At 57.0% G+C, this 25,955-nt stretch carries 28 protein-coding genes, 1 tRNA gene and 4 pseudogenes; 19 read left to right on the top strand and 14 right to left on the bottom strand.

Annotated elements, in window-relative coordinates:
• Nucleotides 1-109: 109 nt before the first annotated feature.
• Nucleotides 110-1,198 carry an asparaginase gene (locus AB4N82_RS19775; RefSeq protein WP_122764671.1) on the bottom strand — a complete coding sequence of 363 codons (1,089 nt, stop codon included), beginning with the start codon at nucleotides 1,196-1,198 and terminating at the stop codon, nucleotides 110-112.
• Between the two features lie 553 nt (nucleotides 1,199-1,751).
• Between AB4N82_RS19775 and AB4N82_RS19780 the strand changes: the two genes are divergently transcribed.
• The 7 genes from AB4N82_RS19780 to AB4N82_RS19810 are packed head-to-tail and all read left to right on the top strand — an operon-like array spanning nucleotide 1,752 to nucleotide 8,719.
• Nucleotides 1,752-2,711, top strand: a complete 960-nt coding sequence (locus AB4N82_RS19780; protein ID WP_032886989.1) for a sugar ABC transporter substrate-binding protein — start codon at nucleotides 1,752-1,754, stop codon at nucleotides 2,709-2,711.
• A 57-nt stretch (nucleotides 2,712-2,768) separates the two neighbouring features.
• On the top strand, nucleotides 2,769-4,322 hold the full coding sequence (locus tag AB4N82_RS19785; protein ID WP_122764672.1) for a sugar ABC transporter ATP-binding protein: 1,554 nt from the start codon (nucleotides 2,769-2,771) through the stop codon (nucleotides 4,320-4,322).
• Nucleotides 4,319-5,296: an ABC transporter permease gene (locus AB4N82_RS19790; RefSeq protein ID WP_032886985.1), complete on the top strand. Its 978-nt coding sequence runs from the start codon at nucleotides 4,319-4,321 to the stop codon at nucleotides 5,294-5,296. Before AB4N82_RS19785 ends, AB4N82_RS19790 begins: the two co-directional genes overlap by 4 nt.
• 3 nt (nucleotides 5,297-5,299) lie before the next feature.
• The gene (locus tag AB4N82_RS19795; RefSeq protein WP_032886984.1) at nucleotides 5,300-6,322 is read left to right on the top strand and encodes a LacI family DNA-binding transcriptional regulator; all 1,023 of its coding nucleotides are present in this window, start codon (nucleotides 5,300-5,302) and stop codon (nucleotides 6,320-6,322) included.
• Nucleotides 6,323-6,345: 23 nt separating this feature from the next.
• On the top strand, nucleotides 6,346-7,263 hold the full coding sequence (gene rbsK, locus AB4N82_RS19800; protein WP_122764673.1) for a ribokinase: 918 nt from the start codon (nucleotides 6,346-6,348) through the stop codon (nucleotides 7,261-7,263).
• Nucleotides 7,260-7,664: a D-ribose pyranase gene (gene rbsD, locus AB4N82_RS19805; RefSeq protein WP_032886981.1), complete on the top strand. Its 405-nt coding sequence runs from the start codon at nucleotides 7,260-7,262 to the stop codon at nucleotides 7,662-7,664. The genes rbsK and rbsD overlap by 4 nt, the downstream gene beginning before the upstream one ends.
• 26 nt (nucleotides 7,665-7,690) lie before the next feature.
• Entirely contained in the window at nucleotides 7,691-8,719 is a 1,029-nt protein-coding gene (locus AB4N82_RS19810; protein ID WP_095185579.1) for a nucleoside hydrolase, read from the top strand.
• Between the two features lie 33 nt (nucleotides 8,720-8,752).
• Here AB4N82_RS19810 and AB4N82_RS19815 read toward each other — a convergent pair whose 3' ends face one another.
• A complete protein-coding gene (locus AB4N82_RS19815; protein WP_032886978.1) occupies nucleotides 8,753-8,965 on the bottom strand; it encodes a hypothetical protein in 213 nt (70 codons plus the stop codon).
• Nucleotides 8,966-9,119: 154 nt separating this feature from the next.
• Between AB4N82_RS19815 and AB4N82_RS19820 the strand changes: the two genes are divergently transcribed.
• Together AB4N82_RS19820 and AB4N82_RS19825 are read left to right on the top strand one after the other, a co-directional pair.
• The gene (locus tag AB4N82_RS19820) at nucleotides 9,120-9,425 is read left to right on the top strand and encodes a hypothetical protein (RefSeq protein ID WP_032886977.1); all 306 of its coding nucleotides are present in this window, start codon (nucleotides 9,120-9,122) and stop codon (nucleotides 9,423-9,425) included.
• 143 nt (nucleotides 9,426-9,568) lie between these two features.
• The gene (locus tag AB4N82_RS19825) at nucleotides 9,569-9,889 is read left to right on the top strand and encodes an I78 family peptidase inhibitor (RefSeq protein ID WP_032886976.1); all 321 of its coding nucleotides are present in this window, start codon (nucleotides 9,569-9,571) and stop codon (nucleotides 9,887-9,889) included.
• A gap of 68 nt (nucleotides 9,890-9,957) precedes the next feature.
• On the opposite strand, the gene AB4N82_RS19830 is transcribed toward AB4N82_RS19825, so the two are convergent.
• Together AB4N82_RS19830 and AB4N82_RS19835 are read right to left on the bottom strand one after the other, a co-directional pair.
• Nucleotides 9,958-10,170 carry a cold-shock protein gene (locus tag AB4N82_RS19830; RefSeq protein WP_003234260.1) on the bottom strand — a complete coding sequence of 71 codons (213 nt, stop codon included), beginning with the start codon at nucleotides 10,168-10,170 and terminating at the stop codon, nucleotides 9,958-9,960.
• A gap of 288 nt (nucleotides 10,171-10,458) precedes the next feature.
• Nucleotides 10,459-10,773 (bottom strand): hypothetical protein, encoded by a 315-nt coding sequence (locus AB4N82_RS19835; RefSeq protein WP_081797709.1) that lies wholly within the window; start codon nucleotides 10,771-10,773, stop codon nucleotides 10,459-10,461.
• 365 nt (nucleotides 10,774-11,138) lie between these two features.
• Between AB4N82_RS19835 and thrS the strand changes: the two genes are divergently transcribed.
• The 9 genes from thrS to AB4N82_RS19880 all read left to right on the top strand — a co-directional run bounded on the left by thrS (nucleotide 11,139) and on the right by AB4N82_RS19880 (nucleotide 18,594).
• Nucleotides 11,139-13,061: a threonine--tRNA ligase gene (gene thrS, locus AB4N82_RS19840; RefSeq protein ID WP_032886975.1), complete on the top strand. Its 1,923-nt coding sequence runs from the start codon at nucleotides 11,139-11,141 to the stop codon at nucleotides 13,059-13,061.
• Entirely contained in the window at nucleotides 13,061-13,612 is a 552-nt protein-coding gene (infC, locus tag AB4N82_RS19845) for a translation initiation factor IF-3 (RefSeq protein WP_015884933.1), read from the top strand. Before thrS ends, infC begins: the two co-directional genes overlap by 1 nt.
• A 60-nt stretch (nucleotides 13,613-13,672) precedes the next feature.
• On the top strand, nucleotides 13,673-13,867 hold the full coding sequence (rpmI, locus tag AB4N82_RS19850) for a 50S ribosomal protein L35 (protein ID WP_002553160.1): 195 nt from the start codon (nucleotides 13,673-13,675) through the stop codon (nucleotides 13,865-13,867).
• Between the two features lie 29 nt (nucleotides 13,868-13,896).
• Entirely contained in the window at nucleotides 13,897-14,253 is a 357-nt protein-coding gene (gene rplT, locus AB4N82_RS19855) for a 50S ribosomal protein L20 (RefSeq protein WP_003192488.1), read from the top strand.
• A 109-nt stretch (nucleotides 14,254-14,362) separates the two neighbouring features.
• Complete coding sequence (gene pheS / locus AB4N82_RS19860) at nucleotides 14,363-15,379, top strand: phenylalanine--tRNA ligase subunit alpha (protein WP_032886973.1); 1,017 nt, start codon at nucleotides 14,363-14,365, stop codon at nucleotides 15,377-15,379.
• Between the two features lie 26 nt (nucleotides 15,380-15,405).
• Nucleotides 15,406-17,784, top strand: coding sequence for a phenylalanine--tRNA ligase subunit beta (gene pheT, locus AB4N82_RS19865; RefSeq protein ID WP_122764674.1), 2,379 nt, complete (start codon nucleotides 15,406-15,408; stop codon nucleotides 17,782-17,784).
• A gap of 3 nt (nucleotides 17,785-17,787) precedes the next feature.
• The gene (ihfA, locus tag AB4N82_RS19870) at nucleotides 17,788-18,090 is read left to right on the top strand and encodes an integration host factor subunit alpha (protein ID WP_002553164.1); all 303 of its coding nucleotides are present in this window, start codon (nucleotides 17,788-17,790) and stop codon (nucleotides 18,088-18,090) included.
• Complete coding sequence (locus AB4N82_RS19875; protein WP_003219935.1) at nucleotides 18,071-18,427, top strand: MerR family transcriptional regulator; 357 nt, start codon at nucleotides 18,071-18,073, stop codon at nucleotides 18,425-18,427. The genes ihfA and AB4N82_RS19875 overlap by 20 nt, the downstream gene beginning before the upstream one ends.
• A gap of 90 nt (nucleotides 18,428-18,517) precedes the next feature.
• Nucleotides 18,518-18,594, top strand: a tRNA-Pro gene (locus tag AB4N82_RS19880).
• A 78-nt stretch (nucleotides 18,595-18,672) separates the two neighbouring features.
• Here the strand turns inward: AB4N82_RS19880 and AB4N82_RS19885 are convergent.
• From AB4N82_RS19885 to AB4N82_RS19900, 4 genes and pseudogenes are all read right to left on the bottom strand, one after another.
• Nucleotides 18,673-18,786: pseudogene (locus AB4N82_RS19885) on the bottom strand (integrase); the annotation flags it as partial.
• Nucleotides 18,787-19,449: 663 nt separating this feature from the next.
• A pseudogene (locus AB4N82_RS19890) lies at nucleotides 19,450-19,776 on the bottom strand (site-specific integrase); the annotation flags it as partial.
• A complete protein-coding gene (locus AB4N82_RS19895; RefSeq protein WP_095185582.1) occupies nucleotides 19,751-19,927 on the bottom strand; it encodes a hypothetical protein in 177 nt (58 codons plus the stop codon). The pseudogene AB4N82_RS19890 and the gene AB4N82_RS19895, both read right to left, overlap by 26 nt.
• The gene (locus AB4N82_RS19900; RefSeq protein WP_122764675.1) at nucleotides 19,924-20,361 is read right to left on the bottom strand and encodes a hypothetical protein; all 438 of its coding nucleotides are present in this window, start codon (nucleotides 20,359-20,361) and stop codon (nucleotides 19,924-19,926) included. The genes AB4N82_RS19895 and AB4N82_RS19900 overlap by 4 nt, the downstream gene beginning before the upstream one ends.
• Nucleotides 20,362-20,579: 218 nt before the next feature.
• On the opposite strand from AB4N82_RS19900, the gene AB4N82_RS19905 reads away from it, so the two are divergent.
• Nucleotides 20,580-21,095: a hypothetical protein gene (locus AB4N82_RS19905; RefSeq protein ID WP_122764676.1), complete on the top strand. Its 516-nt coding sequence runs from the start codon at nucleotides 20,580-20,582 to the stop codon at nucleotides 21,093-21,095.
• A gap of 110 nt (nucleotides 21,096-21,205) precedes the next feature.
• Here AB4N82_RS19905 and AB4N82_RS19910 read toward each other — a convergent pair whose 3' ends face one another.
• The 6 genes and pseudogenes from AB4N82_RS19910 to AB4N82_RS19935 form a co-directional block, all read right to left on the bottom strand.
• Nucleotides 21,206-22,120, bottom strand: coding sequence for a transporter substrate-binding domain-containing protein (locus tag AB4N82_RS19910; protein WP_032886969.1), 915 nt, complete (start codon nucleotides 22,118-22,120; stop codon nucleotides 21,206-21,208).
• A 60-nt stretch (nucleotides 22,121-22,180) separates the two neighbouring features.
• Nucleotides 22,181-22,465 (bottom strand): annotated as a pseudogene (locus AB4N82_RS19915) (aldehyde dehydrogenase family protein); the annotation flags it as partial.
• An 85-nt stretch (nucleotides 22,466-22,550) separates the two neighbouring features.
• Nucleotides 22,551-23,366: an HpcH/HpaI aldolase/citrate lyase family protein gene (locus tag AB4N82_RS19920; RefSeq protein ID WP_122752889.1), complete on the bottom strand. Its 816-nt coding sequence runs from the start codon at nucleotides 23,364-23,366 to the stop codon at nucleotides 22,551-22,553.
• Nucleotides 23,363-24,207: pseudogene (locus AB4N82_RS19925) on the bottom strand (HTD2 family dehydratase). The gene AB4N82_RS19920 and the pseudogene AB4N82_RS19925 overlap by 4 nt, the downstream one beginning before the upstream one ends.
• A gap of 25 nt (nucleotides 24,208-24,232) precedes the next feature.
• Nucleotides 24,233-25,162, bottom strand: a complete 930-nt coding sequence (locus AB4N82_RS19930; protein WP_099602684.1) for an electron transfer flavoprotein subunit alpha/FixB family protein — start codon at nucleotides 25,160-25,162, stop codon at nucleotides 24,233-24,235.
• A 14-nt stretch (nucleotides 25,163-25,176) separates the two neighbouring features.
• Entirely contained in the window at nucleotides 25,177-25,926 is a 750-nt protein-coding gene (locus AB4N82_RS19935) for an electron transfer flavoprotein subunit beta/FixA family protein (protein ID WP_122764677.1), read from the bottom strand.
• Nucleotides 25,927-25,955: the final 29 nt, after the last annotated feature.

The following is a 25,955-nucleotide window of genomic DNA, read 5'->3' on the forward strand; positions in this document are numbered from 1 at the left end:
AGGGAAGTTGTTCCCGCTGGTCCGCGAAGCGGCCCCAAAAGAAGCTTTCGGGCGCTGCGTACATGAGCGGGAGCAAGCTCCCTCGCCACATACAGGGTTCAGTCAGGAATCAATATTCCCAGAAAATCCGTTGAAGCTCTTTGCTGTCTTGGGTCTTGGTCAGGGCAACCATTGCCAGAATCCGCGCTTTCTGCGGGTTCAGGTCGAGGGCAGCAACCCAGTCGTATTTGTCGTCAGGCTGTTCAGCGTTACGCAACACCATGCCGCCGGCATTCACGTGGGAGGAGCGAATGATCTGCACGCCTTGCTTGCGCAGTTCCACCAGGGCAGGTACCACTTTGGAAGATACCGAGCCATTGCCAGTACCCGCGTGGATGATTGCTTTGGCACCAGCCTGGGCCAGGGCTTTGTAGGCTGTGTCGCTTACGTTGCCGTAGCCGTAGGCGATTTCGACGTCCGGCAGGCTTTTGATGTTCTTGATGTCGAATTCCGAATCCATGGTATGGCGCTTGGCAGGCAGGCGGAACCAGTAGGATTTGCCTTCAACCACCATGCCCATTGGGCCCCATGGGCTCTTGAAGGCTTCGGTCTTGATATTGATCATCTTGCTTACGTCGCGACCCGATTGGATCTCGTCGTTCATGGTCACCAGCACCCCTTTACCGCGCGCGTCCTTGCTGCCGGCTACAGCCACGGCGTTGTAGAGGTTGAGCATGCCGTCGGCCGACATGGCGGTGCCTGGGCGCATGGAACCAACTACCACGATTGGCTTGTCAGTTTTTTCCACCAGGTTCAGGAAGTAGGCGGTCTCTTCCAGGGTGTCGGTACCGTGGGTGATCACGATGCCATCCACGTCTTTGTTGTCAGCCAGTTCCGCGACGCGGCGACCCAGTTGCAGCAGGTTCTCGTTGTTGATGCTTTCGGATGCAATTTGCATCACTTGCTCGCCACGCACATTGGCAATCTGGCTAAGTTCAGGAACACCGGCGATCAATTGCTCGATACCGACTTTGGCCGCCTGGTAGGTAGCGCTGTTGGCCGCACTGGCGCCAGCGCCGGCAATGGTGCCACCGGTGGCGAGAATTACCACGTTGGCCAGTTTGGTCTTGGATTCAACTTCCTTTGCCTGAACGGCAACAGGGAACAGCAGCAGAAGGGCTAACGCGCCCGGAACAAAGTTCTTCAGTGCAGATTTCATTGTTTTTCTCTCTGGTTTTTGATGAGTGCTGTAGCAGGTTCATCTAGAGCGCCCGGGCGGTTCTGAATGCCACGAGGTGCTGGGTAGGAGCAGGATTTGTACCAGGCTGATTAAGTTCTTGGATATAAATTAACTAGCTGATTTATAACAATAATTGTCGTTCTTATGGCGGGTCACGCAATGCGTCTGTCCGGCTTTCCGAACACGCTGCATGATTGCGTTCGGTTGTCCGAAGATGATCATCGGGAAATACTGAGTCGCATGAAGAGGTCTGTCGTTTCAGAGAACGAAGCGTTGGAGGGAATGTTTAATAACGTCCTTTCGCCGGACGGGAGGACAGAGGCTAGAGGCCTTAGATGAAAGGCTGTGTTCTACCGTTGACAAATCTCGACAAGGTTCTCATAGTTTGATTAACGCAAACGTTTGCGAGATGTTTCACGCGGTGCTCCCTGAGTGCTCTGAAAGATCGAATCAGCCACCCGTGTGGGATGGCTGCCGAAGGACTCTTCGGTGCAAGCGTTGCTCACAATAATCATAAGATCGGAGTGAACCCATGAAGCTGCCATTCGCTGGACGTCTTCTTGCTGTCGCTGTGCTTGCTGCCGCATCCGCCGCTTTACCTCTGTCCTCTGCCTTTGCTGACGACGCCGCCGCCAAACCCAAGGTCGGCCTGGTGATGAAATCTCTCGCCAATGAATTCTTCGTCACCATGCAGGACGGTGCCAAGGCTTACCAGAAAGACCATGCCGCCGATTTCGACATGATCACCAACGGCATCAAGAACGAAACTGATACCAGCGCGCAGATCGATATCGTCAACCAAATGATCCTTGCCAAGGTCAACGCCATCGTCATCGCGCCTGCTGACTCCAAAGCACTGGTCACCGTACTGAAGAAAGCCTCCGACGCCGGTATCAAGGTCGTCAACATCGACAACCGCCTGGACCCCGGTGTACTGAAAAGCAAAAATCTCGATATTCCCTTCGTTGGCCCCGACAACCGCAAGGGCTCCAAGCTCGTGGGCGACTACCTGGCCAAGCAACTGGCAGCAGGTGACAAGGTCGGCATCATCGAAGGCGTACCGACTACCACCAACGCCCAGCAGCGCACCGCTGGCTACAAAGATGCGATGGACGCTGCCGGTATGAAGATCGTTTCCACTCAATCCGGCAACTGGGAAATCGACCAGGGCCAGAAAGTCGCCTCGGCCATGCTGAGCGAATACCCGGACCTCAAGGCCTTGCTGGCCGGTAACGATAATATGGCCCTGGGCGCTGTCTCCGCGGTGCGTGCGGCAGGCAAGGCGGGCAAGGTAATGGTCGTGGGTTACGACAATATCGAAGCGATCAAGCCGATGTTGCAGGACGGCCGCGTACTGGCTACCGCCGACCAGGCAGCTGCCCAGCAAGCGGTATTCGGTATCCAGAACGCCCTTAAGCTGGTCAAGGGTGAGAAAGTCGATGCCAAAGACGGCGTGATCGAAACCCCGGTCGAACTCGTCCTCAAGAAGTAATTCTGGCGGCACCCAACAGCGCCCGCTCGTCCTGAGCGGGCGCCTGGAGATTTTCCTATGTCATCTTCCGCCCCGAACGCTGTCCTCTCGGTCAGCGGTATCGGTAAGACCTATGCCCAACCGGTTCTGTCCGACATCACCCTCACGCTCAACCGTGGGGAAGTGCTGGCGCTGACCGGCGAGAATGGTGCAGGCAAAAGCACCCTGTCCAAGATCATCGGCGGGCTGGTCACGCCGACCACCGGGCACATGCAATTCAATGGTCAGGATTACTGTCCTGCCAGCCGTACCCAGGCTGAAGCGTTGGGTGTGCGCATGGTCATGCAGGAACTCAACCTGCTGCCGACGCTGACCGTGGCCGAAAATCTGTTCCTGGATAACCTGCCCAGCCACTGTGGCTGGATCAGCCGCAAGCAACTGCGCAAAGCCGCGATCGAGGCCATGGCCCAAGTCGGCCTGGACGCCATCGACCCTGACACGCTGGTCGGCAGCCTGGGCATCGGTCACCAGCAAATGGTTGAGATCGCCCGTAACCTGATTGGCGACTGCCATGTACTGATCCTCGACGAACCCACGGCCATGCTCACCGCGCGTGAAGTCGAGATGCTGTTTGAGCAAATCACCCGCCTGCAGGCTCGGGGCGTGGCGATTATTTACATTTCGCACCGGCTGGAAGAGTTGGCCCGTGTTGCCCAGCGCATTGCGGTATTGCGCGACGGCAAGCTGGTCTGCGTCGAACCGATGTCCAATTACAACAGTGAGCAATTGGTCACCTTGATGGTGGGGCGCGAGCTGGGTGAACACATCGACCTGGGGCCGCGCAGCATCGGCGGCCCGGCCCTGACTGTGAAAGGCCTGAGCCGCTCGGACAAAGTCCGTGACGTGTCCTTTGAAGTGCGTGCCGGCGAGATCTATGGCATTTCCGGCCTGATCGGCGCTGGCCGTACCGAATTGCTGCGTCTGATCTTTGGTGCCGATCTGGCCGACAGCGGCACCGTGGCCCTGGGCTCACCGGCTAAGGTGGTGAGTATTCGCTCTCCCGTGGATGCAGTGGGGCATGGTATCGCCCTGATCACTGAAGATCGCAAGGGTGAAGGCCTGCTGCTGACTCAGTCCATCAGTGCCAATATTGCCCTGGGCAACATGCCGGAAATCTCTGGCGGCGGCGTGGTAAACAGCCGCGATGAAACCGCGTTGGCCAAGCGCCAGATCGACGCCATGCGCATCCGCAGTTCCAGCCCGGCGCAACTGGTGTCGGAACTGTCCGGCGGCAATCAGCAGAAAGTGGTGATTGGCCGCTGGCTGGAGCGCGACTGCTCGGTGATGTTGTTCGACGAACCCACCCGCGGAATTGATGTGGGTGCCAAGTTCGACATTTATGCCTTGCTCGGCGAATTGACCCGCCAGGGCAAAGCGCTGGTGGTGGTATCGAGCGACCTGCGTGAGCTCATGCTGATCTGCGACCGCATCGGCGTACTGTCTGCCGGGCGTCTGATCGAGACCTTTGAGCGTGACAGCTGGACCCAGGACGAATTGCTCGCCGCCGCCTTTGCCGGCTATCAGAAACGTGATGCGCTGCTCAATGACGCAGTGCTTAGGGATACCCCATGAAAACCACAACTACCTCCGGTAAAGCGGGCGGCAACTTCTACGGACTGGGCACCTACCTGGGGCTAGCGGGCGCCTTGCTCGCGATGATTGCGCTGTTTTCGGTGCTCAGTGACCACTTCCTGTCCTATGACACCTTCAGCACCCTGGCCAACCAGATCCCGGACCTGATGGTGCTGGCGGTGGGCATGACGTTCATCCTGATCATCGGCGGTATCGACTTGTCGGTGGGCTCGGTGCTGGCCCTGGCGGCGTCGGCAGTCAGCGTGGCGATTCTCGGGTGGGGCTGGAGCGTGTTGCCGGCCGCTCTGCTCGGCATGGGCTGCGCCGCGTTGGCCGGCACCATCACCGGCTCGATCACCGTGGCCTGGCGGATCCCGTCGTTTATCGTGTCCCTCGGTGTGTTGGAAATGGCGCGGGGCGTTGCGTACCAAATGACCGGTTCGCGCACCGCCTACATCGGTGATTCGTTTGCCTGGCTGTCCAACCCGATTGCGTTTGGTATCTCGCCGTCGTTCATCATTGCCTTGCTGGTGATCATCGCTGCACAGCTAGTATTGACCCGCACCGTGTTCGGTCGTTACTTGATCGGTATCGGCACCAACGAAGAGGCCGTGCGCCTGGCCGGTATCAATCCCAAGCCTTACAAGATTCTGGTGTTCAGTCTCATGGGCCTGCTGGCCGGTGTCGCGGCGTTATTCCAGATCTCGCGTTTGGAAGCAGCGGACCCGAACGCTGGCTCCGGTCTGGAGCTGCAAGTGATCGCCGCGGTGGTGATCGGCGGCACCAGCCTGATGGGCGGGCGCGGTTCGGTAATCAGTACCTTCTTTGGCGTGTTGATTATCTCGGTATTGGCCGCTGGCCTGGCACAGATCGGCGCCACGGAGCCCACGAAGCGCATCATCACCGGTGCTGTGATCGTGATTGCCGTGGTTCTCGATACGTACCGCAGCCAACGTGCTAGTCGGCGGGGCTGAACCATGGCAACGATCAAGGATGTGGCGGCGCTTGCAGGAATTTCCTACACCACCGTGTCCCATGTGGTGAACAAGACGCGCCCAGTGAGTGAGCCGGTACGGGTCAAGGTCGAAGCGGCCATCAAGCAGCTCGACTATGTGCCCAGCGCCGTCGCGCGCTCGCTCAAGGCCAAGACCACGGCCACCATCGGTTTGCTGGTACCCAACAGCCTCAACCCGTATTTCGCGGAGCTGGCACGAGGCATCGAGGATTACTGCGAGCGTAACGGCTACTGCGTGATCCTCTGCAACTCCGACGACAATGCTGAAAAACAGCGCAGCTATTTGCGGGTGTTGCTGGAAAAGCGCATCGACGGCTTGATCGTGACCTCGGTGGGTGGTGATGACAGCGGCCTCGCCGCAGGGTTGAGCGCGGTGCGCACGCCCATGGTGATTGTCGACCGGGCGCTGGACGGCATTGATGTCGATCTGGTGCGCATCGATCATGAAGAGGGCGCCTACCTGGCGACCCGGCATTTGCTTGAGCTGGGGCATCGGGACATCGCCTGTATCGGCGGCCCGGCCCACACCCGTGTCGCGCAAATGCGCCTGGCGGGATACCAGCGCGCGCTCCGCGAGGCCGGTGTGGACGTTGCGCCCAATCGCACCCGGGAAAGCGACTTCACCAGCACCGGCGGTTATGCTGCTGCCGTGCAATTGCTGGCGCAGAACCCGCCCAGCGCGATTTTTGCCAGTAACGACATGATCGGCTTTGGCGTATTGCGTGCTGCAGCTGAGCGTAATATCCGCGTGCCCGGCGAGCTGTCGGTGATCGGATTTGATGATATTCAAATGGGCCGCTATGTGTACCCGGCCCTGACCACGGTCGGCCAGTCGATCCTGCAACTGGGCGAGACGGCCGCCGAGCTTTTACTGCGACGAATTGCAACACCCCAACTGCCGATCGATCAACGCATCGTGACGCCGAGCATCGTATTGCGCGAGTCGACGGCGCCCGTCGCCGGTGTGTTCGCGCAATACCGCTGAATCGAATTGATGAGTACTGATGTATGCCAGCAAAAGTAGTGGTAGTAGGCAGCTTGAACATGGATCTGGTCACCCGCGCCAGCCGGCTGCCCCGTGCCGGTGAGACCCTGATTGGCCAAACTTTTTCCACGGTGTCGGGCGGCAAGGGTGCCAACCAGGCCGTTGCATCGGCGCGACTGGGTGCGAGTGTGGCGATGATTGGCTGTGTCGGCACCGATGCCTACGGCACTGAGTTGCGTGACGCATTGCTGGTAGAAGGTATCGATTGCCAGGCCGTCAGTACCGTGGACGGTTCCAGTGGCGTGGCGTTGATCGTGGTGGATGACAGCAGCCAGAATGCGATTGTGATTGTTGCCGGCAGCAACGGCGAGCTGACGCCCGCGTCACTGCAGGCGTCTGATGCGGTGCTGCAAGCCGCCGATGTGATCATCTGCCAGCTGGAAGTGCCGATGGCTACCGTGGCCTATGCGCTCAAGCGCGGTCGTGAACTGGGCAAGACCGTGATCCTCAACCCTGCGCCGGCCAGCGCACCGCTGCCCGCCGAGTGGTATGCCTCGGTCGATTATCTGATTCCCAACGAAAGCGAGGCCACCGCATTGAGCGGTGTGACAGTCGACTCTCTGGACAGTGCCAAAGTGGCTGCCACGCAACTGATTAAAGCCGGTGCCGGCAAAGTCATCATCACTCTGGGCGCCCAAGGTGCATTGTTTGCGGATGGCAGTGGCTTTGAGCACTTGGTGGCGCCCAAGGTCAAGGCGTTGGATACCACGGCTGCTGGCGATACCTTTGTCGGTGGTTTTGCGGCGGCCCTTGCCAGCGGTAAAAGCGAAGCCGAGGCCATACGTTTTGGTCAGGTCGCTGCGGCATTGTCAGTCACACGTGCGGGTGCGCAACCTTCCATTCCTACGCTGCATGACGTTCAAGGTTTTGTACCTTTATGAAAAAGACCCCTCTGCTCAATATCGCTCTGTCGCGGCTGATAGCTTCCCTGGGCCATGGCGACATTCTGGTGATCGGCGATGCTGGTTTGCCGGTGCCGCCCGGCGTCGAGTTGATCGACCTGGCGCTTACAAAAGGTATTCCTGATTTCATCAGCACTTTGCGTATCGTGCTCAGTGAGATGCAGGTGGAAAGCCACGTGCTGGCGGAAGAAATCCTGCTCAAGCAGCCACCTGCGCTGGCGCAGTTGAACGTGCTGAGTGAACAGGCCGCCCTCGGCGAGCGACGTCTACTCAGTCATGAAGCGTTCAAGCAACTGAGTCGCCAGGCGCGCGCGGTCGTGCGCACCGGCGAATGCCAGCCTTACTGCAATATCGCGCTGGTGTCCGGCGTAACGTTCTAGAGTTCCCCAACGACAAGGAGTGTTTTATGCAACGTGGTCTTCCAATCCTGAGAAATCTGTTTCGGAGTGTCCTGCTTTTGTCCGCGCTCACTGCTGCAAGCGCCCACGCGGCGGAAAAAATCGACCTCATCATCGACACTGACCCAGGTGCCGACGATGTAGTGGCCTTGCTCTTCGCCATGGCTTCCCCGGACGAATTGAACATCCGTGCGCTGACCACCGTCGCCGGTAACGTGCGCCTGGACAAGACCTCGCGTAACGCGCGCCTGGCCCGCGAGTGGGCGGGGCGTGAGGACATTCCGGTCTACGCCGGTGCACCAGCGCCGATGCTGCGCAAACCGATCTATGCCGAAAACATCCATGGCAAGGAGGGCGTTTCCGGCGTCACCGTGCATGAGCCTAAAAAGGGCCTGGCCGAAGGCAATGCCGTTGATTACCTGATCAAGACCCTTCGTGCTGCCAAGCCTCACAGCATCACTATCGCCATGCTGGGTCCGCAGACCAACCTGGCGCTGGCACTGACTCAGGATCCGGAAATCACCCAGGGCATCAAAGAAGTGGTGGTGATGGGCGGCGCGCACTTCAATGGAGGCAATATCACGCCGGTTGCCGAGTTCAACCTGTTCGCCGATCCGATTGCTGCAGAGATCGTGCTCAAGAGTGGGGTCAAGCTGACTTACCTGCCGCTGGATGTGACCCACAAGGTACTGACCAGTGAGGCGCGTCTGAAAAAGATTGCCGACCTCAAGAACAACGCCAGCAAGGTCGTCGGCGATATTCTCAACGAATACGTCAAAGGCGATATGGAGCACTACGGCATCCCGGGCGGCCCGGTACATGACGCCACCGTTGTTGCGTACCTGCTCAAGCCTTCGCTGTTCAGTGGTCGCGAGGTCAATGTGGTGGTGGACAGCCGTGAAGGCCCGACATTCGGGCAGACCATCGTCGATTGGTACGACGGTCTGAAACAACCAAAGAATGCGTTCTGGGTTGAGAACGGCGACGCTCAGGGCTTCTTCGATCTGCTGACTGAGCGCCTTGCGCGGCTGAAGTAAACCGATTGCCGGTCGACGTTCGTCGGCCGGTTCTTATTCGCGCTCGGGGTTGTGTGCCCCCATGTGATCGGCCGGGTATTTCTCGAATACCTGGCCAATGAAGGCTTGTGCCGCCTGAGTGCCGAGTTCCTTGACCAGCAGGTCTATACCGATGATTGCCAGTTCCTCTGGGCTTCCGGGGCTGTAGGAGCTTTGTCCTTGGGGCCACTTGGCTTTGATGTCGGCTTGGAGCGTTACGGTGGTCATGGAGGTCTCACGAGCTGAAATACTGGGTAATGCGCTGGGGCGCGGCTTTACCGGGCGCAGTTAAGCATTTTGCGCGGCGTTTGGCACTGCTACTTAGGCATGAATCAAGTGCTGTGCGACACTGTGCTCCTGTTTAATTGCCGGGGAATACCGCGTGCAGATCGATTTGAATGACCCCGAGAATCTCACCCTGGCCGCCGTGCGCCAATTGATCGCCAGTGCCAGTGATGACGAACATACTCAACTGCGTGTGACCAAGGCCGGTATCGCCTACCTATCATCTGGGGTAGTCGGGGGCACTGACATAGATGGCCTGTTGTTTCGTCTTGAGACCTGGGCAAAGGGCTCCGGTTACGTCGGAAATGTCGCTGCCAGCGACGAGGTCTGGGTCACACAGGTTTTCAACGCGCTGAAGCAAAACTGGCCCAAGCCACCTTTTGACTACATCGACATCTACTGATTATGTTCATATCTGGTCACGATTGATCGGGCGAATGCCTGCTGATAGTCAGGCAGACTTGCCCGACGGCGATTTACGTCTTGAAACCAATCTGCAAGACGGTTGTCGCACGATCTCTGTTCATTTTTTCAATAGGAGGCTTCATGCCTTGGAAGCTCGCATCATTCGGTACTTTGTTGGCAGCACTCGCGTTGGCGGGTTGCAGCACCCCGGGTACCTCTGAGCCAGCCAAAGACGCCGCAGTGACCGATGCAGGTCATAGCCGCTGTGAGTCAAAGGCTGCCGAGTTCACAATCGGCCAGAAAGCTTCGCCTCAGTTGCTGGAGCAAGCCCGGGCCCGTGCCGGTGCGCAGAATGCTCGCATCCTCAAGCCCAACGATATGATCACTTTGGAATACCGCTCCGACCGCTTGAACCTAAACGCTGACGACAACTTGGTGATCACTCGCGTCAATTGCGGCTGATCGCTGCTTTTGCAGCGCCCATAAAAAACCCCGCCACATGGACGGGGTTTTTTTAGCTCAGCGGAGAATTACTCGCCGCGAACCTGTGCAGCTTGCATACCCTTTTGGCCTTTCTCAGCCACGAAGGAAACGGTTTGGCCTTCTTTCAGGCTTTTGAAACCGTCGCTTTCGATAGCTTTGAAGTGTACGAACAGGTCGTCACCGCCACCTTGAGGAGTGATGAAGCCGAAGCCTTTTTCATCGTTGAACCATTTAACGGTGCCGGTTTGGCGATTAGACATGGTGTATCTCCAAGAAACATATATTTTCAGTAGTGCTGTGCTGCTCAGGCCAACTGGGCACACCGGGCTATCATAGTCGAAATGTTCGGCTTGGGAGCCCCCCAAGGCATTGTTTGCCAATCAATAGCGTTGCATTTAGTGCTTAGGTCGGCTGAAAGCCCCGGTCTACGGGGCTTTGGCGCGAAATATCAGCTGTTAAAAAAAGCCGTAAAAGCTGCGTAATTTGTGAGAAATGGCAGTTTTCGGGCGATTTTTCCAGCAGAGCGGCCGTCTGATCTGGCGCCGATCTTACTTTTTCTTCACGACTTTGCAGGATGAAATTGCAGCCACCGCTTTGTTTTTAAGTGGTGCGCTGGCGTTCGGATTGGTCATCAATTCCTTGATTTCGGAACTGCTCAATTCGGCGTTGATCTTGTCGGCGCCACATTCGCAGTGGGCTTTGGCCGTTTTGACGTCAACGTTCTGGCTGGCGGCCGCGCTGCAGTCGTTGATGAAACTGTCACGGGCACCGGCCGGCCAATTGGAGGGCGCAGCAGCCTGCGCGCCGATGGAAAGGAGGCTCAGGGTAGCGGCGAGAGCGAGGGTAGAAGTAAAACGCATCATGGGATGCTCCTTTGGGTCGAGGACAAACAGCGATTCTCAGTGGGTTTGAGGTAGTGCGTACAGCTCAAGTTCCGTTTTGCAGCTATAAAGGCTGGAATTAGTAGTTACCTGGCCTGGCGCCGGCGCGATGACCGTTCATCTGTGCTAGCATCGCTCCCCTGGCTATTCCCGGGCGCGCCATTTGCCGCCTTGCCATGTTCTTTTTGTTCACTCCAGTCACTCTGGTTCGATTATCGGTTGGCCGAAAGGCTCCTGCCGCTGTAAGGCAGGCGTTCATCACTGAACGGCCTGGTATTGGATCTTGTACTGGCTCATCCCAACCCACGTGACCTTTGGTAGGGGTCACCACTAGGAGAGGAGGCGCCATGCCAACTATTACTCTTCCCGATGGCAGTCAACGTTCATTCGATCATGCTGTATCCGTATCCGAGGTCGCCGCATCCATTGGTGCCGGTCTGGCAAAGGCGACTGTGGCCGGCAAGGTCGACGGCAAACTGGTTGATGCCAGTGACCTGATCACCTCTGACGCCAGTCTGCAAATCATCACGCCCAAGGATCAAGAGGGGCTGGAGATCATTCGCCACTCTTGCGCGCACTTGATTGGCCATGCGGTCAAGCAGTTGTACCCAACCGCGAAGATGGTAATCGGTCCGGTTATCGAAGAAGGCTTCTATTACGACATCGCCTACGAACGTCCTTTCACTCCGGACGACATGGCTGCCATTGAGCAGCGCATGCACGCGCTGATCGAGAAAGATTACGACGTCATCAAGAAAGTCACCCCACGCGCCGAAGTGATCGAAGTGTTCACTGCCCGTGGTGAGGACTACAAGCTGCGTTTGGTGGAAGACATGCCGGACGAGCAGGCCATGGGCCTGTACTACCACGAAGAATACGTCGACATGTGCCGTGGTCCGCACGTGCCGAACACACGCTTCCTCAAGTCATTCAAGCTGACCAAGCTGTCCGGCGCCTACTGGCGCGGCGACGCTAAGAATGAGCAGTTGCAACGTATCTATGGCACTGCCTGGGCTGACAAGAAGCAGCTGGCCGCCTATGTCCAGCGCATCGAAGAAGCTGAAAAGCGCGATCACCGTAAGATCGGCAAGCGCCTGAATCTGTTCCACCTCCAGGAAGAAGCGCCGGGTATGGTGTTCTGGCATCCGAACGGCTGGACCCTGTATCAGGTGCTTGAGCAGTACATGCGTAAGGTGCAGCGTGATAACGGTTACCTGGAGATCAAGACCCCGCAGGTCGTTGATCGCAGCCTGTGGGAGAAATCCGGGCACTGGGCCAACTACGCCGACAATATGTTCACCACCCAGTCGGAAAACCGCGACTACGCCATTAAGCCAATGAACTGCCCATGCCATGTGCAGGTGTTCAACCAGGGCTTGAAGAGCTACCGCGAGTTGCCGATGCGCCTGGCCGAGTTCGGTGCTTGCCACCGTAACGAGCCGTCGGGTGCGCTGCACGGCATCATGCGCGTGCGCGGCTTCACTCAAGACGACGCCCACATCTTCTGCACAGAAGAGCAGATGCAGGCTGAATCCGCTGCGTTTATCAAGCTGACCATGGACGTTTATCGCGATTTCGGTTTCACCGACGTCGAGATGAAACTGTCCACTCGTCCGGAAAAGCGTGTCGGTTCCGACGAGCTGTGGGATCGCGCCGAAGCGGCACTGGCCGCAGCGCTTGATAGTGCGGGGCTTGCGTACGACCTGCAGCCGGGGGAGGGCGCGTTTTACGGTCCGAAGATCGAGTTCTCGCTGAAAGATTGCCTTGGCCGCGTCTGGCAGTGTGGTACCCTGCAGCTCGATTTTAACCTGCCGATCCGTCTGGGAGCCGAATACGTCTCCGAAGACAACAGTCGTAAGCACCCGGTTATGCTGCACCGGGCGATCCTCGGCTCGTTCGAACGGTTCGTTGGGATCCTGATCGAGCACTACGAGGGTGCATTCCCCGCGTGGCTGGCTCCGACCCAGGCAGTGATCATGAATATCACTGATAAACAGGCAGAATTTGCCGCTGAAGTTGAAAAAACTCTCAACGAAAGCGGATTTCGTGCCAAGTCCGACTTGAGAAATGAAAAGATCGGCTTTAAAATCCGCGAGCATACTTTGCTCAAGGTCCCCTATCTTTTGGTTATTGGAGATCGGGAAGTCGAGATGCAGACTGTCGCTGTGCGTACTCGTGAAGGTGCTGACCTGGGCTCTATGCCCGTCGCCCAGTTCGCTGAGTTCCTCGCGCAAGCGGTTTCCCGGCGTGGTCGCCCAGATTCGGAGTAATTATTATTAAGCGTGAAATGAGACAAGATAAACGAGCTGCACCGAAAGCCCCGATCAACGAGAATATCTCGGCACGCGAGGTTCGGTTAATTGGCGCTGACGGCGAGCAGATTGGCATCGTCTCGATTGATGAAGCGCTTCGTATTGCAGAAGAGTCCAAGCTGGACTTGGTGGAAATCTCCGCCGATGCAATCCCACCTGTTTGTCGGGTGATGGACTACGGCAAGTCGATCTTCGAAAAGAAGAAGCAGGTTGCCGCGGCGAAGAAGAACCAAAAGCAGATTCAAGTAAAAGAAATCAAGTTTCGTCCAGGGACGGAGGAAGGGGATTACCAGGTAAAACTGCGCAACCTGGTACGTTTCCTGAGTGATGGGGACAGGGCCAAGGTATCCTTGCGATTCCGCGGCCGTGAGATGGCCCACCAGGAGCTGGGGATGGAACTCCTCAAGCGGGTTGAAGCTGACTTGCTTGAGTACGGTTCGGTCGAACAGCATCCTAAGATGGAAGGACGCCAACTGATCATGGTCATCGCCCCGAAAAAGAAGAAGTAATCAACAGGGCACGGCAGGCCTTCTGATTATGTTTATCAACTGAATGCGGAGTATCCGAACATGCCAAAGATGAAGACTAAAAGTGGTGCTGCTAAGCGGTTTCTGAAAACTGCTAACGGTATCAAGCATAAGCACGCTTTCAAGAGCCACATCCTGACCAAAATGTCGACCAAGCGTAAGCGTCAACTGCGCGGTAGCAGCTTGCTGCATCCGTCTGACGTGGCAAAAGTCGAGCGCATGCTGCGCCTTCGTTAATTTTGGATCAAGAATAGAGGAAGTAACTCATGGCTCGTGTAAAGCGTGGCGTCATGGCCCGTAAGCGTCACAAAAAAATTCTGAAACTTGCTAAAGGCTACTACGGCGCGCGTTCACGCGTATTCCGTGTTGCCAAACAAGCGGTAATCAAGGCAGGCCAATACGCCTACCGTGACCGTCGTCAGAAAAAACGTCAGTTCCGCGCTCTGTGGATCGCTCGTATCAACGCCGGTGCGCGTGTTAACGGTCTGTCCTACAGCCGTTTCATCGCTGGCCTGAAAAAAGCGTCCATCGAAATCGACCGTAAGGTTCTGGCTGAACTGGCCGTGAACGAAAAAGCGGTGTTTGCTGCGATTGTCGAGAAAGCTAAAGCCTCCTTGGCTTAAGTACCCCCGACAGTCACCTTGGGCTGCTCCTGTAGCCCAAGGTGGTAAACGTCATAAATAGGGGAAGAGCCTTCAAGCTCTTCCCCTATTTTGTATCTGGAGTCTGTACATGGAAAACCTGGACGCGCTCGTCGCTCAAGCTCTTGAGGCTGTGCAAAGCGCTGAAGATATCAATGCCCTGGAGCAAATCCGGGTTCACTACCTTGGCAAAAAGGGTGAATTGACTCAGGTGATGAAGACCCTGGGGAATTTGCCAGCCGAAGAGCGCCCGCAAGTCGGCGCGCTGATTAACGTTGCCAAGGAGCGCGTCACAGAGGTTCTCAATGCGCGCAAGGCGTCGATGGAGGAGGCCGATCTCGCGGCCAAACTCGCCGCCGAGTCTATTGATGTAACTTTGCCTGGCCGTGGCCAAGCCTCGGGCGGTCTACATCCGATCACCCGGACTCTGGAACGTATCGAGCAGTTCTTCACCCATATAGGCTATGGCATTGCCGAAGGCCCTGAGGTCGAAGACGACTATCACAACTTTGAGGCGCTCAACATCCCAGGCCATCACCCGGCCAGGTCGATGCACGACACCTTCTATTTCAACGCGAACATGCTGTTGCGCACCCATACCTCACCGGTACAGGTCCGCACCATGGAAGCGAACAAACCGCCGATCCGCATCGTCTGCCCAGGTCGCGTTTATCGTAGCGACTCCGATATCACCCACTCGCCGATGTTCCATCAGGTCGAAGGCCTGCTGGTTGATCGCGATATCAACTTCGCCGACCTCAAAGGCACCATCGAAGAGTTCCTGCGAGTGTTCTTCGAGAAAGAGCTGGCGGTACGTTTCCGTCCATCGTTCTTCCCGTTCACCGAGCCTTCCGCTGAAGTCGACATGGAATGCGTGATGTGCAGCGGTAAAGGCTGCCGAGTCTGCAAGCAGACTGGTTGGCTGGAAGTGATGGGCTGCGGCATGGTTCACCCCAACGTGCTGCGCATGTCCGGGATAGATCCGGAAGAGTTCTCGGGCTTTGCCTTCGGCATGGGCGTTGAGCGTCTGGCCATGCTGCGTTACGGCGTGAACGACTTGCGTCTGTTCTTCGACAACGACTTGCGGTTCCTCGCGCAATTTCGCTAGTCGTAACGAATCTTTAGGAGAGCAGGATGAAATTCAGTGAACAATGGCTGCGCGGCTGGGTAAGCCCGCAGGTAGATCGCGACGCGCTGGTTGCTCGTCTGTCGATGGCCGGTCTTGAGGTCGATAGCGTAACGCCGGCCGCCGGTGTTTTCAGTGGCGTGGTTGTGGGCGAAGTGCTGAGCACCGAGCAGCACCCTGATGCCGACAAACTGCGTGTGTGCCAGGTCAGCAACGGGGCGGAAACTTTCCAGGTGGTGTGCGGAGCGCCAAACGTGCGTCCGGGTCTGAAGATTCCGTTTGCCATGATCGGTGCCGAACTGCCAGGCGACTTCAAGATCAAGAAGGCTAAGCTGCGCGGCGTTGAGTCCAACGGTATGCTGTGCTCCCAGGCGGAGCTGCAGGTAGGCGAAGGTAACGACGGCTTGATGGAGCTGCCGGCGGATGCGCCTGTTGGCCAGGACATTCGTGTCTACCTGGAACTGGAAGACGCCAGCATCGAGGTCGACCTGACCCCAAACCGTGGCGACTGCCTGTCCCTGGCTGGGCTGGCCCGTGAAGTGGGCGCGCTGTACAACGCCCCGGTTACCCGTCCAGTAGTTGCCGCCGTGCCTGCGGTACACGATGAAGTGCGTCCGATTGAGGTGCTGGCGCCAGCTGCCTGCCCACGTTACCTGGGCCGCGTAATTCGCAACGTCGACCTGTCCAAGCCAACTCCACTGTGGATGGTTGAGCGCCTGCGCCGCGCCGACGTGCGCAGCATCGACGCTGCCGTCGACATCACCAACTACGTGATGCTGGAACTGGGCCAACCGCTGCACGCATTCGATCTCTCCGAAATCAACGGTGGCATCCGCGTACGCATGGCTGAAGAAGGCGAGAAGCTGGTTCTTCTCGACGGCCAGGAAGTCAGCCTGCGCGCCGACACCCTGGTGATCGCTGACCATTCCCGCGCTCTTGCGATCGCCGGCGTAATGGGTGGCGAGCACAGCGGTGTTTCCGCGACCACTCGCGATGTCTTCCTTGAAAGCGCGTTTTTTGATCAAATCGCCATCGCTGGCAAGGCCCGCTCCTACGGCCTGCACACCGATGCGTCGCACCGTTACGAGCGTGGCGTAGACTGGAAGCTCGCCCGTGAAGCCATGGAGCGCGCCACTGGCCTGCTGCTGGAAATCACCGGTGGCGAAGCCGGCCCGATCACTGAGATTGTCAGCGAACAGCATCTGCCGTGCGTTGCGCCGATCACCCTGCGCGCCAAGAGCGTTGAGCAAATGCTTGGCCTGGTCATCGCACCGACTGAAATCGAGCAACTGTTGTCGGCCCTCGGGTTGAACATCTCTGCGGGCGGGGAAGGGCAGTGGCATGTTGAAGTGCCAAGCCATCGCTTCGATATCAGCCTGGAAGTCGATCTAATCGAAGAGTTGGCTCGTCTGTACGGTTACAACCGCCTGCCGGTTCGTTATCCGCAAGCGCGCCTGGCACCGCAACCCAAGGCCGAGGCGCGTGCGCACTTGCCAGAGTTGCGTCGTCTGCTGGTTGCCCGTGGTTACCAGGAAGCGGTGACCTACAGCTTCATCGATCCGAGACAGTTCGAACTGTTCAACCCTGGTGTCCAGCCCCTGTTGCTGGCCAACCCGATCTCCAACGACATGGCCGCGATGCGCTCGTCTCTATGGCCTGGTCTGGTGAAGGCCCTTTCCCACAACTTGAACCGCCAGCAAGACCGCGTGCGCATGTTTGAAAGTGGTCTGCGTTTCGTTGGTCAGTTGGACGGTTTGAAGCAAGAGCCGATGCTGGCCGGTGTTGTCTGCGGCAGTCGCTTGCCGGAGGGCTGGGCGCAGGGCCGCGATGCTGTGGACTTCTTCGACGTCAAGGCTGACGTGGAAGCCGTCCTTGGCTTTGCTGGTGCATTGGATGCGTTCACCTTCGTTCCTGGCAGCCACCCGGCGCTGCATCCAGGGCAGACTGCACGTATTGAACGTGAAGGTCGCTTGGTAGGCTTCGTCGGTGCTATCCACCCAGAATTGTCGAAAACCCTCGGTCTCGACCGTCCAGTATTCGTTTTCGAGTTGGTCCTGGCTGAAGTCGCCTCGGGCAAGATGCCTAAATTCAGCGAGCTGTCGCGCTTCCCAGAAGTGCGCCGCGACCTGGCACTGATCGCTGACCGTGAAGTTGCCGCCACTGCCGTTTTGGATGTTATCCGTGAAAATGCAGGGGAATGGCTGACAGACCTCAGGCTATTTGACGTCTATCAAGGTAAAGGCATTGATCCGCATAGAAAAAGCCTTGCAGTTGGCTTGACCTGGCAGCATCCATCGCGCACTCTTAATGACGATGAGGTGAATACCACGACACAAAATATCCTCACCTCGCTCGAACAAAGGTTGAACGCCACGTTAAGGAAGTGACGTATGGGGGCTTTGACGAAAGCTGAGATGGCGGAACGTCTGTACGAAGAGTTGGGTCTGAACAAGCGCGAGGCCAAGGAATTGGTCGAGCTGTTTTTTGAAGAAATCAGACACGCTCTGGAAGACAACGAACAGGTCAAGTTGTCCGGTTTCGGCAACTTTGACCTGCGTGACAAACGCCAGCGGCCTGGCCGCAATCCAAAAACGGGAGAAGAAATCCCGATCACGGCTCGCCGTGTGGTCACCTTTCGTCCAGGGCAGAAGTTGAAGGCCCGAGTTGAGGCTTATGCTGGAACCAAGTCATAACGACGAGCTACCCGTCATCCCAGGCAAACGCTACTTCACCATTGGTGAAGTCAGCGAGCTCTGTGCGGTAAAACCGCATGTGTTGCGCTACTGGGAGCAGGAGTTTCCTCAACTTAACCCCGTCAAACGCACAGGGAACCGTCGGTATTATCAGCGCCAGGATGTGCTGATGATCCGACAGATCCGCGCGTTGCTGTACGACCAGGGGTTCACCATCAGCGGCGCTCGCCAGCGCATGTCCGGTGATGAGGCCAAAGACGATACTACCCAATACAAGCAAATGATTCGCCAGATGATCTCCGAACTAGAAGATGTGCTGGTGGTTTTGAAGAAGTAATACAGGCTTTTAAAATACTTCCACATTTCAAAAGCTTGCGGTATATTCCTGATCGCTTCGTTCAGAAGCGAACCCAGTAAAACGCCTAGTCGGGGCGTAGCGCAGTCCGGTAGCGCACTAGCATGGGGTGCTAGGGGTCGAGTGTTCGAATCACTCCGTCCCGACCATTATTCCTGAGTAATATCAGACACTTGAGCCGATCAGATAGATCGGCTTTTTTGTGCCTGCGCAAAACTGGCGCAAAACTACCCAGTGATTTCGCTGATATTCAGGTCCGGAATCGCCTCTGACCAGATGATTTCCTCATGGTTCCGCTGGTAGTTCTTGGTCATTCTCTCGCTCGCATGGCCTGCGATCTTGTGAGTTCACGCCGCTTTTGGCCCTTTTTCGCGCTGCCTTTGGCACCAATCCTGTCTGATATTTCTCTTCCTTTCTCAGCTTTTTCGCATGTCAGATAGCCTTGCCAAACGCCCTGTTTCCGGGCAATTAGGGCGTTTTTCCTCACCCGCTCCGCGGCGCTAAACCCTGGTAGCTCAGTTCCGATTCTTCGTTCTTAAAGGTCACCATCCCAAATCAGCGAAACCGGCTGTACGTCGCGCGGGCCGTGCCTTTGAAGACAAACGGAAGCACCTTTAGGCCGGACTTCCGATTGTGCGCTAGGGAAACGGAACAGAGCGCGGGGAGGCGGGGAGGGTGGTTGGGCAATCGCCAGGTCTGCGGAAGGTCTCTAGTCGCCGGCCGAGCCCTTTGATCACAAGGCCCAGGGGCCGATTTGGAATCAAACCATCGCGTCCGAGAGCCTGCTTCATACCTCCAAATTCGACGTTTTTGGGCCCAAGCCGCAGTGCCAAACAGACCGCAAATTCACCCGACTTCTTGCGGTTTTGGTGACAAACCATTTTGCAGGTAGTTGGCACCGATTGAGTGCCGCTGAACCCTCGAAAGATCCGTCGGCCGCGGCTTCTAGCGGTCAGCTCGGAATCTCTTGCAAGGTCCTGGTCGGTGCCAAATCCGCTGCTAACTCACATATTCAGGTCCGGAATCGCCTCTGACCAGATGATTTCCTCATGGTCCCGCTGGTAGTTTTTGGTCATGCCCTCGCTCGCATGGCCAGCGATCTTTTGCTCATCCTTTCCGGCTTTCTTGTACAGGTGCAGCGACAGCGCTCGCACTTCGTGAAAGCCCGGCATTTCCTCTTCCTTCCATCCCGCATAGCAGTTCGCAGCCTCCCTGGCCTCCTTGAATGCTCGCGTCAAATACCGCTCCTCAACCTTCGTCCAGTGGTCCTTTGTCTGCGCTTGCTTCTGTTTCAGCCGATCTGGTTTACGGTGCACCAAGTAGGGCGAGGCGTGCGCAGTAGTGGTCGAATTCTTTGAGGGTTAGCGACTGATCAACGAGGAACTGAGTGATCATCCGCTGAACAATTACCGCCTCTTCCTGAGTGCTTGCAGCGTGCTTGAGGATTTCGAGCGCGTCGTCGATAAGGATGTGAGCGCTCATAGGTTGCCATCCACGTCGTCTTCGAGCTCTTCCCGTTCTGCTGCAACCGCGTCAAAGGCGTAGGGCCTGAGCAAATCCATGGCGATTCTTTCCGCGGCTTCGATGGGACGCTGTTCGCCCATCAGTTTTGCAGCGTGCCCGCGTGAATCCGCCTGACTGCCAAGGATCGAGCAAAGGAACAGTCGAGCGAACGAATCACGCTCGTCCAGGCCGTCGATCTGGCGCTGATTCAGGATGCCCTGCAGGTAAGTGCAATACCGATCAAACGTCACCACCTGCGGTTGGCCGTGGCGACGCTTCCACTTGATGTCCATGCCGCACACCAACTGTTCCGCAGAATGTTCAAGCCACTCCTGTTCCGGATTCGCGTCGCTGACCTCTGGAGGCAACTTAGCGTCGAAACGCTCTTGGCAAATCTTCAATGCTGCGTTCATGGTCGCCTCCAAGGTGGCGGGTTGTTCACTTGTATTCGTCAACACTCATGCCTCCCGCTGGTTGCCGATGGGCGCGGGGGAGGAGTGCTGACGTATTAGAGGTGGGGAAGGGGCCGGAATATCGCTTCTTGAGGGGGCTCGTCTTATTTCAAATAAGTGGCAACGTATCTGAGGCTGTGCCAGCATCCGGCAATAAACTTTGGCAAGGAAGCTGAACAATGCTCGATGCTCTGGAAGGCACGCCACTGTGGGTTTACGGCGCATTTCTCTTGGTCTGCTACTACGGTTTGAGTGCCAGGAAAACCAGTCGTGAAAGTCAGCGGTCGCTGATCATCACACCGGTTGTTTTGGTGGTCTGGTCACTCCTTTCTCTCAGCTACGCGGACCGCGTTGAGTTGACCGTGGGCAGTTGGGTCACGGGAATGCTTTTAGGTGGCTTAGTCGCATTTGCACTATTTCCTCGACGCGGACTGACTTTGGACGAGGAGGGCAAGCACCTGATCGTTCCTGGGACATGGAAAGTTCTTGGTATCTCGCTTCTCTTTTTTGCCGTGAAATACTTCATCGGTTATCAAGCTGCCGTACATCCAGAATTCTCGGCCACTGTGGGAATGCTCGCCCTTGCTGGTGCCGCATCAGGGTTTACGGTCGGCTTGTTCTGCGGACGCACGGGTGTCTTCTACTTGGCGTGGCATGCACCTCGAGATGTCCATGAAAGCAAACGCACTATCTGAGCTCGGTCGTTGATAGCTCGATGCGCTCTCATAGAGACGATCGGGCAGCAGCCTTGCAGTCGGCTGCCGTCATTCGATGACCGTCTTCGCACTCAACGACGCGACGGCCGTTAAAGAGCCTTTTCCGGCGCCGGTTGGTCGTTGGGTTGGGCGATGATTGTTTTGAGCTCTGCGCTCATGGGGAATTTGAGATTCAAGCCTTTGGGAGGGATGGGCTGAGTAAACCATTTATCGTAGATGGCGTTGATTTCACCCGAGACAAAAAGTGACTTGATCGAGTCATCCACGACTTTTTTGAGATCCGGATCACCCCGCCGCATTGTGCAACCATAGATTTCGTTGGATTGCGGAGTGCCAGTCACCACCCAATCTTCCGGTTTCTTCGCCTTGGCCATCTCGCCCGCCAGCAATGCGTCGTCCTGCATAAACGCAATGGCGCGGCCGGACTCGAGCATTTGGTAAGACTCGCCAATGTCTTTGGCAGAGATTACGTTCATGTTCATCTTTTTCTCAGCATTCATGACCTTGAGCATCCGCTCGGCAGTGCTGCCAGCAGTAGTCACTACGTTCTTGCCGTTGAGATCTTGAAAGTCCTTGTAAACCGAATCCTTCCTGACCAACAGGCGGGTGCTGGCTTCAAAAATGCCGACCGAGAAGTCGACCTGCCGAGCTCTCTCGGCGGTATTGGTTGTGGAGCCGCACTCCAGGTCCACAGTGCCGTTTTGCACCAGTGGGATACGCGTCTGTGATGTCACCAGGTTGTACCGTACGTTCAGCTTGGGCATACCGAGTTCTTGCTTGATAGCCTCGACAATCTTTAATTGAATGTCATGGGAGTAGCCCACCGGCTGACCGGATCCGTCGGCAATATAAGAGAACGGAATGGACGAGTCTCGGTGACCCAGGGTGATGGTCCCCGAGGTCTTGATTTTCTTAAGCGTGCCGGTGGGTTCGGCAGCCATGAGGGCAGTACTACTTAAGGTCACAGTCAGGGTAACGCCCAGGATTGCAGGGAAGGCACGCATCAAAAGCTCCTCATTGGGGTGAAGCGAGAGGTCTCGCGGGGCTTGGCGACTCACTTGTTGTTAGTGACGGTCCAGCCGGACGGTCTGTGCATTACAGAGTTCGCGCACACCGAAATGCGACAGTTCACGGCCAAAACCGCTTTTCTTTACGCCGCCGAAAGTGACGCGTGGATCGGTTGCGCAATAGCCATTGATGAATACGCCTCCGGTTTTCAGTTCGCCGGCCAGCTTCTGGGCAAGTTCGACATTGCTCGTGTAGATGGTCGAGGCGAGCCCGAATTCACTGTCATTGGCCAGTTCCAGAGCATGTGCGGCGTCCCGCGCAGTGATGATCGATGCCACGGGTCTAAGGCCGGAAACGTTAGTCATGACACCGTCCTTTAGGATGGGAATGGATGCATAGCTTTTAAGCAACAGCGCCGGTTTTGAATCAGATCGCGCGAGCCAAAATGGATTGTGCGCGACCAATGACCGGCGCATCGACCATTTGCCCATCCAGCACGAAAACGCCTTCACCTGAACGAGCGGCTTCGATAATGCGTTGCGCCCAGTGCAATTCTTCCTGGCTTGGTTTCAGCGCCTGATGAATGATCGCGACTTGGGTTGGATGGATACACATCGCGCCACCAAAGCCCATGTCGCGTGCAAAATGAACAGCACGTAGCAGCCCAGCGGTGTCCTGGATCGACGGAAATACCCCATCCAACGCTGGAGCGAGCGCGGCAACCCGGGTTGCAAGCAAAACGGCGTAGCGCGCATGGCTAAGGATTTCTTCAGCGGCAGGGCTGCCAGTAGACAGGTTCAGGTCCAGACCCAGATCCAGACTACCGAACGACAACCGCTCAACGCCTTGAGTGCCGGCAATTTCGTTGAGTGCTGACAAGCCCTTCGCGCTCTCGATGATTGGCCAAATCGGTTTTTCGGTACCGGCAGCTGTGGTGACCTGTTTCGCGCTTTCTGTTTTGGGCAGCAGAATTCCGATAACGCCGGCGTGGCGTCGGCAAAGATCCAGATCCGCAACATGCGCCCAGTGATCCGGGGCATTCACTCGGACCAGAATCCGTGCATCCGGGGCTTCGCTCAGGAACGCGTCGAGATTATCCCTCGCCTGCTCCTTGAGGTTTTCTTGCACGGCATCTTCCAAGTCAACGATGACTCGATCCGCTCCGGTGGCAATAGCTTTTGAGATGCGCTCTGGTCGAGTGGCCGGCACAAACAGGGCGGAGCGAACAATTGATTCGCTCATGGCGTTGCTCCATTGCTGAACTCGATCTCTCCAATCTGTGCTGTGCCGTCCTGATTGCCAGCCCAGACCTGTGCCTTGCCGTTTTCGATTAGACGTCCGCCCACCTCGAAAGGCTTAGGCGAAATCAGAGGTCGTACTCCGCGGAATGCGAAACGCTCCAGGCGCGCAGTTGGATGCGCTTTGGTAAAGGCACGCAAACTCAACGTGGCGATCAATGGACCATGTACCACCAGCCCCGGATAACCTTCGTTCTCTGTCACATACGGCCAGTCATAGTGAATACGATGACCATTGAAGGTCACTGCGGAATAACGAAACAGCAGGGTTGGAGTGGGCTCTATCCGTTCCTGCCATTGGCCTTCAGGTAGCTTTTCTGTACCGTTCAGTTTGGGCGGGGAAGGTTCACGGTAAACAATGTCCTGATCGTCTTGAAGCGCGCGTTTGCCGTCCTGGAAAAACTCATGGCGTACTGTGACGAACAATAAGGAACCCGTGCGACCGTGCTTCTCCTCGACGTTGAGGATGGTCGATACACAGGTCACTTCAGCATCCACTTTTAATGGCTGGAAAAACTCAATTCGGCTTCCCGCCCACATGCGATTGCGGTTATGGGCCGGCGGCAAAATCCCCCAAGCGCTGGATGGCCGTCCGGCCCCAGTTCGCTGGCACCCACCGGCTCCTGAAAAAATGCCCAGTGCCACAGGGGCGGCAGCGGCTCACCAGGTTGTGGTGCCGACTCGCCCAATGTCGCGGCAATGCGTCTGACCAGAGTGAAACTGATCCGGTCCTGGCTTTCCTGACGTCGTCCAATCCAGGCGGAAAAATCGGAACTGATGCTCATATTCTTTGCTCCAATTGGTCAGTGATCAGGCCAGGGTGGCCATTTCTGGAATCGCTTCAAAAAGATCCGCCACCAAGCCGTAATCGGCCACCTGGAAGATCGGCGCTTCCTCGTCCTTGTTGATCGCAACGATCACTTTGGAGTCTTTCATGCCGGCCAGGTGCTGGATCGCGCCGGAGATACCGACGGCGATGTACAGCTGTGGAGCAACGATCTTGCCGGTCTGACCGACCTGCATGTCGTTCGGAACAAAACCGGCGTCGACCGCGGCGCGCGAAGCACCCACGGCAGCGCCCAGCTTGTCGGCCAGGGCGTACAGGTGTTTGAAATTGTCGCCGTTCTGCATGCCGCGGCCGCCGGAAACGACGATCTTGGCAGCGGTCAGTTCCGGACGATCGGACTTGGCCAGTTCTTCGCCAACAAAGCTGGAGATGCCAGCGTCGTGGGCAGCGGAGACGGCTTCAACGGCAGCCGAACCACCTTCAGCAGCAACCGGGTCGAAACCGGTGGCACGCACAGTTATCACCTTGATCGCAGCGGTCGATTGCACGGTAGCGATGGCGTTACCGGCGTAGATCGGACGCTTGAAAGTGTCTGTGCTTTCGACCGAGATGATCTCGGAAATCTGGTCAACGTCCAGCTGGGCGGCAACGCGCGGCAGGATGTTTTTGCCGTTGGAAGTGGCGGCAGCCAGGATGTGGCTGTAACCAGCGCCCAGCTCGGCTACCAGCGAAGCAACGTTTTCCGGCAGCTGATGCGCGTAAGCGGCATTGTCAGCGTTCAGGACTTTGCTCACGCCAGCGATTTTCGCAGCGGCTTCAGCCACGGCGCCAGCGTCCTGGCCTGCAACCAGAACGTGGATGTCACCGCCGATTCTTGCAGCAGCAGCCACGGTGTTCAGCGTGGCCGGAGCCAGCACTTTATTGTCGTGTTCAGCAATAACCAAGATAGTCATTTCAGGCTCCTAACTCAAAGTACCTTCGCTTCGTTTTTCAGTTTCTCGACCAGTTCCGCCACCGACTTGACCTTGATACCCGTGCTGCGTGCAGCAGGCGCTTCGACTTTTACGGTCTTGTTGGTGGAGGCGGTGGAAACGCCCAAAGCGTCCGGAGTCAGCACTTCGAGAGGCTTCTTCTTGGCTTTCATGATGTTTGGCAGGGACGCGTAGCGCGGCTCGTTCAAACGCAGGTCGGTGGTGACGATGGCTGGCAGTTTCAGGGAAACCGTCTGTGCGCCGCCGTCGATTTCGCGGGTGACAGCAACGCTGCCGCCGCTGATTTCGACTTTCGAAGCGAACGTGCCCTGACCGTAGCCGCTCAATGCAGCGAGCATCTGGCCAGTCTGGTTGTTGTCGCTGTCGATGGCTTGTTTGCCAAGGATCACCAGCTGTGGCTGTTCCTTGTCGACAACAGCTTTCAACAGTTTGGCAATAGCCAGGGAAGTCAGATCTTCGGCGGATTCGACGAGGATGGCGCGATCGGCACCCAGAGCCAGCGCGGTGCGCAGTTGCTCTTGAGCGGTGGTCGGGCCGATGGAGACGACGACGATTTCAGTTGCAACACCTTTCTCTTTCAGGCGTACGGCTTCTTCCACTGCGATCTCGCAGAACGGGTTCATCGACATCTTGACGTTGGCGAGGTCTACGCCGGAATTGTCCGCCTTGACGCGGACCTTGACGTTGTAGTCGACCACTCGTTTCACAGCTACCAGTATTTTCATTGGGCAGTGTTCTCTCGAAAAACTTTGAT

It is taken from the genome of Pseudomonas sp. H1_D04, from assembly GCF_054683855.1.

Coding starts and splice junctions, on each gene's coding strand:
- AB4N82_RS19775 (WP_122764671.1), bottom strand. CDS start 1,198: ATGAAATCTGCACTGAAGAACTTTGTTCCGGGCGCGTTAGCCCTTCTG.
- AB4N82_RS19780 (WP_032886989.1), top strand. CDS start 1,752: ATGAAGCTGCCATTCGCTGGACGTCTTCTTGCTGTCGCTGTGCTTGCT.
- AB4N82_RS19785 (WP_122764672.1), top strand. CDS start 2,769: ATGTCATCTTCCGCCCCGAACGCTGTCCTCTCGGTCAGCGGTATCGGT.
- AB4N82_RS19790 (WP_032886985.1), top strand. CDS start 4,319: ATGAAAACCACAACTACCTCCGGTAAAGCGGGCGGCAACTTCTACGGA.
- AB4N82_RS19795 (WP_032886984.1), top strand. CDS start 5,300: ATGGCAACGATCAAGGATGTGGCGGCGCTTGCAGGAATTTCCTACACC.
- rbsK (WP_122764673.1), top strand. CDS start 6,346: ATGCCAGCAAAAGTAGTGGTAGTAGGCAGCTTGAACATGGATCTGGTC.
- rbsD (WP_032886981.1), top strand. CDS start 7,260: ATGAAAAAGACCCCTCTGCTCAATATCGCTCTGTCGCGGCTGATAGCT.
- AB4N82_RS19810 (WP_095185579.1), top strand. CDS start 7,691: ATGCAACGTGGTCTTCCAATCCTGAGAAATCTGTTTCGGAGTGTCCTG.
- AB4N82_RS19815 (WP_032886978.1), bottom strand. CDS start 8,965: ATGACCACCGTAACGCTCCAAGCCGACATCAAAGCCAAGTGGCCCCAA.
- AB4N82_RS19825 (WP_032886976.1), top strand. CDS start 9,569: ATGCCTTGGAAGCTCGCATCATTCGGTACTTTGTTGGCAGCACTCGCG.
- AB4N82_RS19830 (WP_003234260.1), bottom strand. CDS start 10,170: ATGTCTAATCGCCAAACCGGCACCGTTAAATGGTTCAACGATGAAAAA.
- AB4N82_RS19835 (WP_081797709.1), bottom strand. CDS start 10,773: ATGATGCGTTTTACTTCTACCCTCGCTCTCGCCGCTACCCTGAGCCTC.
- thrS (WP_032886975.1), top strand. CDS start 11,139: ATGCCAACTATTACTCTTCCCGATGGCAGTCAACGTTCATTCGATCAT.
- rpmI (WP_002553160.1), top strand. CDS start 13,673: ATGCCAAAGATGAAGACTAAAAGTGGTGCTGCTAAGCGGTTTCTGAAA.
- rplT (WP_003192488.1), top strand. CDS start 13,897: ATGGCTCGTGTAAAGCGTGGCGTCATGGCCCGTAAGCGTCACAAAAAA.
- pheS (WP_032886973.1), top strand. CDS start 14,363: ATGGAAAACCTGGACGCGCTCGTCGCTCAAGCTCTTGAGGCTGTGCAA.
- pheT (WP_122764674.1), top strand. CDS start 15,406: ATGAAATTCAGTGAACAATGGCTGCGCGGCTGGGTAAGCCCGCAGGTA.
- ihfA (WP_002553164.1), top strand. CDS start 17,788: ATGGGGGCTTTGACGAAAGCTGAGATGGCGGAACGTCTGTACGAAGAG.
- AB4N82_RS19875 (WP_003219935.1), top strand. CDS start 18,071: ATGCTGGAACCAAGTCATAACGACGAGCTACCCGTCATCCCAGGCAAA.
- AB4N82_RS19895 (WP_095185582.1), bottom strand. CDS start 19,927: ATGAGCGCTCACATCCTTATCGACGACGCGCTCGAAATCCTCAAGCAC.
- AB4N82_RS19900 (WP_122764675.1), bottom strand. CDS start 20,361: ATGAACGCAGCATTGAAGATTTGCCAAGAGCGTTTCGACGCTAAGTTG.
- AB4N82_RS19905 (WP_122764676.1), top strand. CDS start 20,580: ATGCTCGATGCTCTGGAAGGCACGCCACTGTGGGTTTACGGCGCATTT.
- AB4N82_RS19910 (WP_032886969.1), bottom strand. CDS start 22,120: ATGCGTGCCTTCCCTGCAATCCTGGGCGTTACCCTGACTGTGACCTTA.
- AB4N82_RS19920 (WP_122752889.1), bottom strand. CDS start 23,366: ATGAGCGAATCAATTGTTCGCTCCGCCCTGTTTGTGCCGGCCACTCGA.
- AB4N82_RS19930 (WP_099602684.1), bottom strand. CDS start 25,162: ATGACTATCTTGGTTATTGCTGAACACGACAATAAAGTGCTGGCTCCG.
- AB4N82_RS19935 (WP_122764677.1), bottom strand. CDS start 25,926: ATGAAAATACTGGTAGCTGTGAAACGAGTGGTCGACTACAACGTCAAG.